Genomic DNA, 7,712 nt, shown 5'->3' with positions numbered 1-7,712 from the left:
AGCATGGCTCCACGAGTACAACCACCACCGGCCCCACTCAGCAATCGGGAAGGCCGCGCCCATCACCAGGTTGACCAACCTGGCTGGGCATCACACCTAGAAGAGGTGGTTCTTGCCGCCGAAGACCTCACTGACCGAGTCGTCGGTGAAGATCCGGCGGATGGAGTCGGCGAGCAGCGGTGCGCAAGATACGACGTCGATCGTGGGCGGCGCACCCGGGCGGAGCGGGATGGTGTCGGTGACGACGATCCGCTCGAACGGCGAGGTCGCGAGGTTCTCGTAGGCCCGGCCGCTGAACACCGGGTGCGTCGCCGCGGCGAACACCCGCCGCGCACCGGCCCGGGACACCGCCTCCCCCGCGGCGCGCAACGTGCCCGCAGTGTCGATGATGTCGTCGACGATGATCGCGGTCTTCCCCTGCACGTCCCCGATCACGTGCCCGATCTCGGCCACCTGCTGGGCGGGTCGCTCTTTGTCCAGGATCGCGAGCCCGGCGCCCATCCGGGTCGCGAACTGCTTGTTCAGCTTGACCCGGCCCGCGTCCGGCGCGACCACCACAAGATCGTCGTCCAGGCCGGCGAAGTGGTCGGCAAGCATCATCAGCGCGGTCATGTGGTCGACGGGTATTCCGAAGAACCCCTGCAGCTGCCCCGCGTGCAAGTCCATGGTCAACACCCGGTCCACGCCGACCGCCTCGAGCGTGCGCGCGACCATCCGGGCCGAGATCGGCTCCCGCGGGGCGGACTTTTTGTCCTGCCGCGAATAGCCGTACCAGGGGGTCACCGCGATCACCCGGTGGGCGCTCGCCCCGACCGCCGCGTCGACCATGACCAGCAGCTCGAGCAGCGCGTCGTTGGCGTTGACCCCGGCGGCCGGGTTGGCGCACATGGGTTGGACGAGGAAGACGTCCGCACCGCGGATCGACTCCTTGTACCGGCAGTACATCTCGTCGTTGGAGAAGGTCTTGAGCGTGATCGGGCCGAGGTCGACACCGAGCTGGCGGGCGATCTCCTCGGCCAGGAGGGGATTTGCCCGACCGGAGAACAGCATCAGCCGCTTGTCGTAGCCCCGCTGTAGCGACGCCGTCATGGATCCACCTTTCGTGGAGGTAGTGGAAGAGCCGCGGTGGATCAGCCCGTGGGCGCGCCCTGGGCGATCGCGTCGTCGATCGCCCGGGCGCGTGGCATGCCGGCCCGCGCCCCGACCGTGCCGACCGACAGCGAGGCCGCCGCCACGCCGCGCGCGCCGGCCTCGGACACGGTGGCGCCGGCGGCCAGTGCCACCGCGAGCACCCCGTTGAAGGTGTCGCCAGCGCCCGTGGTGTCGCGGACCGTGGCGGGCGGGGCGGGCAGGGGCGTCGCCTGCTGCTCGGGGTCGACCACCAGCACGCCGTCGCCGCCGAGCGTCACCACGACAGGCGCGCCCGTCCGTGCAGTTACCGCGGCCGCCATCTCCGCCACCGATGCGGCCGTGTCCTCGCCCGTACCGTCCTCAAGCAGCGCGAAGAGGTCCCGCAGCTCGGACCGGTTAGGGGTGACGACCGGGCCGAGCCGGAGCAGGTCCACCAGCTCCGTGGTCACCGGCGCCGGGTTGAGCACGCACGGCAGGCCGTGCGCCGTCGCGGTGTCGACCGCCGCCGCCACCGCGTCCGGCGAGATCTCGGTGCTGACCAGCACACAGCCTGCCCAGCCCGCAGACCGCGCAACCGCCGAGCGCACCGACGCCGCGTCCACGGCGGCGTTCGCCCCGGCCCCCACGGCGATCTGGTTCTCCCCCTGCACGTCGACGACGATCAGGGCGGCGCCGGTGGCGACGCCCTCGAGCACCGCCACGTCCGTCACGTCGATCCCCTCCGCGCGCAACTCCGCCAGGGCACCGGCCCCGGCGTCGTCCGCACCCACCGCGCCGCAGTAGCGGACATCGGCGCCGACCCGGGCCGCGGCGACCGCCGCGTTCGCGCCCTTCCCGCCTCCATGCCGCTCGACACCTGGACCCAGGACGGTCTCCCCCGGCCCCGGCAGTCGGTCGGTCTGCACCACGAGGTCGACGTTGACCGCGCCGACCACCACCACCCGGGGCGTCATGCGACCACCGACGGCGGACACACGGAGTCCCGCACCTGGACGGTGGCGGGAAGCTCGCCGATCGCGCCGGACTCGTCGTTCTCCAGCAGGTCGAACAGAGCCGACGCCGCCCGGAAACCCATGTCGTGCGCGGGCTGACGGACGGTGGTCAACCGCGGCGTGAGCAAGGCGGAGACCGGGAGGTCGTCGAAGCCGACGACGCTCACGTCCTCCGGCACCCGGAGCCCCACCTCGCGGCAGTGCTCCATCACCCCGATCGCCATCAAGTCGTTCATGCAGATCAGCGCAGTCGGCCGTGGCTCGGCGGCCAGGGCCTTCGCCGCGAGCTCGCGCCCGGAGGCCTGCCGGTAGTCACCGGCGAACACGGGCACCAAGTCCGGGTCGAGCCCGGCCCCGGCGAACGCCTCCCGGTACCCGGCCAACCGTTGCTGGGCCGTCCACAGGCTGGGCGGCCCGCCGATGACCGCGACCCTGCAGTGCCCGTGCTCCATGACGTGGGCCGCGACTTCCCGGGCCCCCTTGCGGGCCTGGCACACTACTGCGGGCAGGACCATCCCGGGGATCTGCTCGTCGACCAGCACGACCGGCCCGGAGCGGGCCAGCTCGTAGATCGACGCCGGCATGGACCCGGTCCCGGACAGGTAGATCAAGCCGTCGATGCGCTGGCTGCGCAGGAGCTCGGCCTGATTCTCTTCCGGCTTCTCGGTGGCGTCCGGCACGACCAGAACCACCAGGAAGTCCCGTGCCGAGGCGGCCCGCTGCACACCTTCGGTGACCATCGCGAAGAACTGGTTGGTCAGCTCGGGCACGATCATCCCGATGGTGCAGGCGCTGCGCCGCTTAAAGTTGCGTGCGGACTCGTTCGGTGAGTACTCCAGGACACGCATGGCGTCGAGCACCCGGTCGCGCCGCTCCGGGGCGACCGGGCCGGAGTCGTTCAGCACGTAGCTCACCGTGCTCACGGACACCCGGGCGTGCTCGGCGACGTCCTTCATGGTGGGCCGCTTGCGCCTGCGGGCGGGCTGTGTCACGTCACATCCCCTTCGGACTCTCACTGACCTCGGGAACCGCCTGCGGCCCAGGACAGTATCGACGTCCACAGTGCCGCGTAGTGCTCCCACTCCACGAACTCCGGCGGGGCCCAGTGTGGGGCGAGGTCCGAGGTGAAGGCCACGGAGCGGCCCCGGCCGTAGTCGCCGACCACCAGCAGCGGGTCGTCACCGGTCCGCGCGACGACGGTGGAGCCCTCCTTCGGGAAGGTCCGGTTGTAGCCCAGCAGCATCGGCCACTCGGCAGGCGTGCCGCCCAGCACCGGGTGGGTCGGGTCAGACACGTCGACCTTCAGCCCGTCGGAGATCTCGACCCGGTCGTCGGTGGGCATGAGGTCCACGGGCAGCACGTCCGCCAGCGGGCTCATCCCGTAGCGCGCCTTGCCGTCGATCCCGGTGAACGACAGGTACCCCCCGATCATCACCAGCCCGCCGCCGCGGCCGACGTAGTCCGCCACGAGGCCGAGCTTGTTCGGGGACTTCTCCGAGCGCAGGAACGTCTCGTCAGGCAACAGGAACGAGTTGGACCCGATGTCGGAGATGACGACGACGTCGAACGCGTCGAGCGCCTCCGCCGTCTTGGGGAACAGCGCGCTGATCTCGTGTCCGCGCACGTAGGTCAGCTCGTGACCCGCCGCCCGCACGCAGTCCAGGAAGACGCCGGCACCCTCCTCGTACTCGGTAGAGTGGAACTGGTCGAAACCCTTCATGTGGATCGTGTGCTTGATCCAGGACTCACCCGCGACCAGGACACGCAGCGGGGGGGTGCTCAGGGTGTCGGGCACGTGCCCTCCTCTCGTGATAAACGTTTCTGCTAACGGCGTACGTGCCGCCCAGTGCGCGGCCCCTACCGGGCTGAAAGTAGCCAGGTCCGCGAGAACTGACAAGAGGTAGGAACGTTTCCATCCGGTCAGCAGAGGCCCGGCCGGCTGAACGATGCGCCTCTGGAGCGCGGCCCGGCGGCTCACGACCGGACGGCCGGTCGGGAGACTCGCTGGGTGGCCGACTCCTACCGCAACCGCTACCGGATGGCGTGCGGGCCTGCAGCGCAGAAGGGCTGATACCCCTCGACACCCTCGGGACCCAGACGCGCAGCACCAGCGGCCTGCCGGGTGCTTCGTCACCGCTGGAGATCGCGCGTACCGATCAATTGGCCGTTGACAAGCCGAGGAGCGGAGGCCAAACTCAGCCGCCATGTTGGACGTTTGTTCAAAGTAGCCCGGAAGATCGGGTCGACACAGGGCGGCGAGTTCGTCAGGAAGCTCGCCTCCTGTGACGGAGGCCGAGGTGGTCGCCGTGTGCAGGTCGATTCATTGCGAAGGGTGGGATCCTCAGGTGGTCCGTAAGACCAGAGAGCTGGAGCGTGCTGCTCAGGCAGTACGTTCGGCCGTCGAGGCGCTTGCGTCAGGTGGGCTGGTCGTAGTCGCCGATGACCATGAACGCGAGAACGAGGGCGATCTGATCGCGGCGGGCGCTCTGATAACCGCGGACGCGGTGGCCTTCATGGTGCGGCACACGACCGGCATCCTGTGTGCTCCGATGCCTGCCGCCCGTGCTCGGGAGCTGGGGCTTGCGGACATGCTCCCGAAAAACACGGACCCCCACGGCACCGCGTTCACGATCACCGTCGACCACGGCAACTGCGGAACGGGCGTGTCGGCACAGGATCGAGCCCTGACTCTGCAGGCCCTAGCCGACCCGGCGGCTGTTGCATCGGAGTTCACCCGGCCCGGCCACATCTTCCCGCTGAAGGCCCGCGAGGGCGGAGTGCTTACCCGTCCCGGGCACACCGAGGCCGCCGTCGACCTCCTGCACCGAACCGACGTCCCGCCAGTCGCGGTGATCAGCGAGATCATCGACGAGGACGGTGATATGGCGTGCGGAGAGACGCTCAAGCGGTTCGCCGCGGAGCACGGGCTGCCCTTCCTGACGATCCCGGACCTGATCAAGGTCCGCGCCGCGGAGCGTGCCGAGGTGCGACGAGTCGCAACGGCGGCGCTGCCCACGGTGTTCGGCGACTTTCAGGCCGCGGCCTACCGCACCTGCGACGGCGCCGAGCACCTGGCGATCGTGCTCGGCGACGTCGCTGCACAGGGGGTATCCGAAGACGGTGTCCTGGTCCGGGTACACAGCGAATGTCTCACCGGAGACATCATCGGCTCGCTGCGCTGCGACTGCGGCGCCCAGCTCGAGCACGCGCTCGCCGCGATCACCCGCGAAGGCTGTGGCGCCGTCATCTACCTGCGAGGACACGAAGGCCGCGGAATCGGACTGGCCAACAAGATCACCGCATACAGCCTCCAGGATGACGGCCTCGACACCGTCGACGCCAACGTCGTCCAGGGCCTACCGGTCGATGCCCGCGACTACGGGCACGCTGCGGGCATCCTGGCCGATCTCGGTGTCCACAACGTTCGCCTCATGAGCAACAACCCAGCAAAGAGCGTCGCTCTCCGCGAGCATGGGCTGTCCGTGGTCGAACAAGTCACAGTCCCCTACGCGGAAAACCCACACAACGTGCGGTACCTCAGAGCGAAGGAGAATCGCATGGGGCACCAGAAATTCGACACATTCGCGATGTAGGGAATGGTTATGTTCGCCCTACGTGCGGTGCAGGCATATCGCGCATCGCTCCGCAACGTCCGAGGCAAGAACGTAGGTGAAGGCATGGCACAGCCGCCGAGCGGGGGACAGTCAAAGGTGCTGTTCGTCGGTGGCTCCTGGGTCAAGCACACGATCCATCTGAAAGGGTTCGACCAGTTCCACGACACCGAGTACGAGGAAGGCGCCCCGGACTTCTTTAATGCACTCGCCACCAGCGGCTTCGATGTCACGTACATTCGCGCACACGAGATCTCAAGTCGCTTCCCGCGCCAAGCCAGCGCTGGACGAGTACGTGGCTATCATCATCAGTGACAGCGGCTCCAATAGCTTGCAACGCGGTACTAGAAGCCGGGCCGTGGCGGTGTGCGCCGGCGCGACTCACGGGATCTTCTTCGGCGACGCCGAGATCAAATTCAAGTCGGCTGATCTGGACGGGACCGTGGTCACCGACACGATTGCGCTGCGTAGTGCGGTGAGTGGCCTGGTGCAGCAGTTGTCGTGTGCCGAGCTTCTTGCTCGGTCGATCGCTCAGATCGAGGTGGGTGGCTCGGTCTGCGCGTGTTCCACGGTTCCAACCACATCTTCTGACCGGTCGGATGGCCGACCGCCTGCGGTTTAAGGAGACGCTCATGTTGCTCGACCCCTTCAAGGTTCGGGGCCTGGAGTTGCCAAATCGGGTCGTCATGGCGCCGATGTCGCAGCGCTCCGCTGACGAGACCGGGTGCGCGAGTAGTTGGCATCTGGTGCACTACGGCTCGCGTGCGGTCGGTGGTGTCGGGCTCGTGATGATCGAGGACTCGGCGGTCTCGCCCGAGGGCCGCGGCCACGGCGGCGCCCTTGGCCTCTACACCGATGAGCAGGCCGCGGCGCTGGCACCCATCGTGGAGTTCTGCCACGAGCAGGGGGCCAAGGTCGGTGTGCAGCTCGGGCACACTGGGCGGAAGGCCTTCGCCGACAGCGACGCGCTCGACCAGGTCGTAGGTGCTACCGGGGCGCCCTTCAACGCCTCAAGCCACCAGCCCCACGCGCTGACCGACGAGGAGATCTGCGACCTGGGCGCTGCGTTCGGGCAGGCCGCAGCCAGGGCGAGTCAGGTTGGCGTTGACGTGATCGAGATCCACGCCTCGCACGGGTACCTCATTCACGAGTTCCTTTCGCCGCTGACCAACCACCGCTCAGGCCCGTACGGCGGCGGCCCCGAGGCCAACAGTCGCTTCCTGCTGGAAATCGTGGAACAGGTACGCGCAGCCTGCGGGCCGGGAATGCCGCTGTTCGTCCGGCTGGCGATCGACGACCTCGCCGACGGCGGCTGGCATGCTGACGACGCCATCCCGGTCATCGACCAGCTCAGCCGGGCCGGCTGCGATGCCATCGACGCCGCGGCCGGCGGCGCAGTCGAGGGCGCGTCATCGTTCGAGATCCCGGTCGACTTCCGCAACCTCGCCGCACAGGTCCGCGAACGCACGGGTATGCCGACCATCGTCGCCGGCGGCATCAGCAGCGCAGAAGCAGCCGAAGCCGCGCTTGCCGGCAGGGACTGCGACCTCGTCGCGGTCGGACGGCTCCTGCTCACCAACCCCTTCTGGGTCAACTCCCTGAAGGAGCCGACACAGGCCAAATGACCACACCCACACGAGACCAACCTCGACGCCCAAGCGCACCCTGCTGCCAGGCCATACCCGAACGGGCGCACGTCCAAGCAGTCCGTCGCTGAGTGGGCCTTACTTGGCCACACAACGCCGCACTCCGACCTCGGGTGGGTGGCGAGAACCTAGCTTCGCCCCACGTTGTCGCAGCTGGTCTGCGGAGCGTCGGATTCGGCCTCACCCGTTCCTTCCTCTTCACACACAATCCCGATGATGGAGTGAGTTATGGCCCTCAAGTTCTGGGTGACGACACCCTTCTTCTGGCCGGACGCGAGTCGCCCATGGTCCGAGGTCTTGGACGACATGTTACGCGTCGTCGACGCCGCCGA

General features: G+C 68.4%; 9 protein-coding genes. 5 read left to right on the top strand and 4 right to left on the bottom strand.

The features are described from left to right. Nucleotides 1–100, top strand: a 100-nt coding sequence (locus ABZ881_RS30610) for an integrase core domain-containing protein (RefSeq protein WP_358489497.1), incomplete at its 5' end; no start/stop codon positions are given. Here the strand turns inward: ABZ881_RS30610 and ABZ881_RS30605 are convergent. Genes ABZ881_RS30605 through ABZ881_RS30590 form a run of 4 tightly spaced genes read right to left on the bottom strand, consistent with a single transcriptional unit; the run spans nucleotide 97 to nucleotide 3,918 of the window. Further along, nucleotides 97–1,089, bottom strand: coding sequence for a ribose-phosphate pyrophosphokinase (locus ABZ881_RS30605; RefSeq protein WP_358489496.1), 993 nt, complete (start codon nucleotides 1,087–1,089; stop codon nucleotides 97–99). The genes ABZ881_RS30610 and ABZ881_RS30605 overlap by 4 nt on opposite strands. Nucleotides 1,090–1,130: 41 nt before the next feature. Next, nucleotides 1,131–2,084 carry a PfkB family carbohydrate kinase gene (locus ABZ881_RS30600; protein ID WP_358489493.1) on the bottom strand — a complete coding sequence of 318 codons (954 nt, stop codon included), beginning with the start codon at nucleotides 2,082–2,084 and terminating at the stop codon, nucleotides 1,131–1,133. Continuing rightward, complete coding sequence (locus tag ABZ881_RS30595; protein WP_358489491.1) at nucleotides 2,081–3,115, bottom strand: LacI family DNA-binding transcriptional regulator; 1,035 nt, start codon at nucleotides 3,113–3,115, stop codon at nucleotides 2,081–2,083. The genes ABZ881_RS30600 and ABZ881_RS30595 overlap by 4 nt, the downstream gene beginning before the upstream one ends. 20 nt (nucleotides 3,116–3,135) lie before the next feature. Then, entirely contained in the window at nucleotides 3,136–3,918 is a 783-nt protein-coding gene (locus tag ABZ881_RS30590) for a glutamine amidotransferase (protein WP_358489489.1), read from the bottom strand. A gap of 487 nt (nucleotides 3,919–4,405) precedes the next feature. Here ABZ881_RS30590 and ribA point away from each other — a divergent pair, with 487 nt between their 5' ends. The 4 genes from ribA (at nucleotide 4,406) to ABZ881_RS30570 (ending at nucleotide 7,359) form a co-directional block, all read left to right on the top strand. Then, the gene (ribA, locus tag ABZ881_RS30585) at nucleotides 4,406–5,716 is read left to right on the top strand and encodes a GTP cyclohydrolase II (RefSeq protein ID WP_358489487.1); all 1,311 of its coding nucleotides are present in this window, start codon (nucleotides 4,406–4,408) and stop codon (nucleotides 5,714–5,716) included. Nucleotides 5,717–5,800: 84 nt separating this feature from the next. After that, nucleotides 5,801–6,049 carry a glutamine amidotransferase gene (locus ABZ881_RS30580; protein WP_358489484.1) on the top strand — a complete coding sequence of 83 codons (249 nt, stop codon included), beginning with the start codon at nucleotides 5,801–5,803 and terminating at the stop codon, nucleotides 6,047–6,049. Next, nucleotides 6,030–6,356 carry a hypothetical protein gene (locus ABZ881_RS30575; RefSeq protein ID WP_358489482.1) on the top strand — a complete coding sequence of 109 codons (327 nt, stop codon included), beginning with the start codon at nucleotides 6,030–6,032 and terminating at the stop codon, nucleotides 6,354–6,356. Before ABZ881_RS30580 ends, ABZ881_RS30575 begins: the two co-directional genes overlap by 20 nt. Nucleotides 6,357–6,366: 10 nt before the next feature. Continuing rightward, on the top strand, nucleotides 6,367–7,359 hold the full coding sequence (locus tag ABZ881_RS30570; RefSeq protein WP_358489480.1) for a tRNA-dihydrouridine synthase: 993 nt from the start codon (nucleotides 6,367–6,369) through the stop codon (nucleotides 7,357–7,359). The last annotated feature ends 353 nt before the right edge of the window (nucleotides 7,360–7,712 follow it).

The organism is Pseudonocardia sp. NPDC046786, assembly GCF_040645415.1.
GTDB lineage: Bacteria > Actinomycetota > Actinomycetes > Mycobacteriales > Pseudonocardiaceae > Pseudonocardia > Pseudonocardia kongjuensis.
This window is presented reverse-complemented; position numbering and strand designations above follow the sequence as displayed.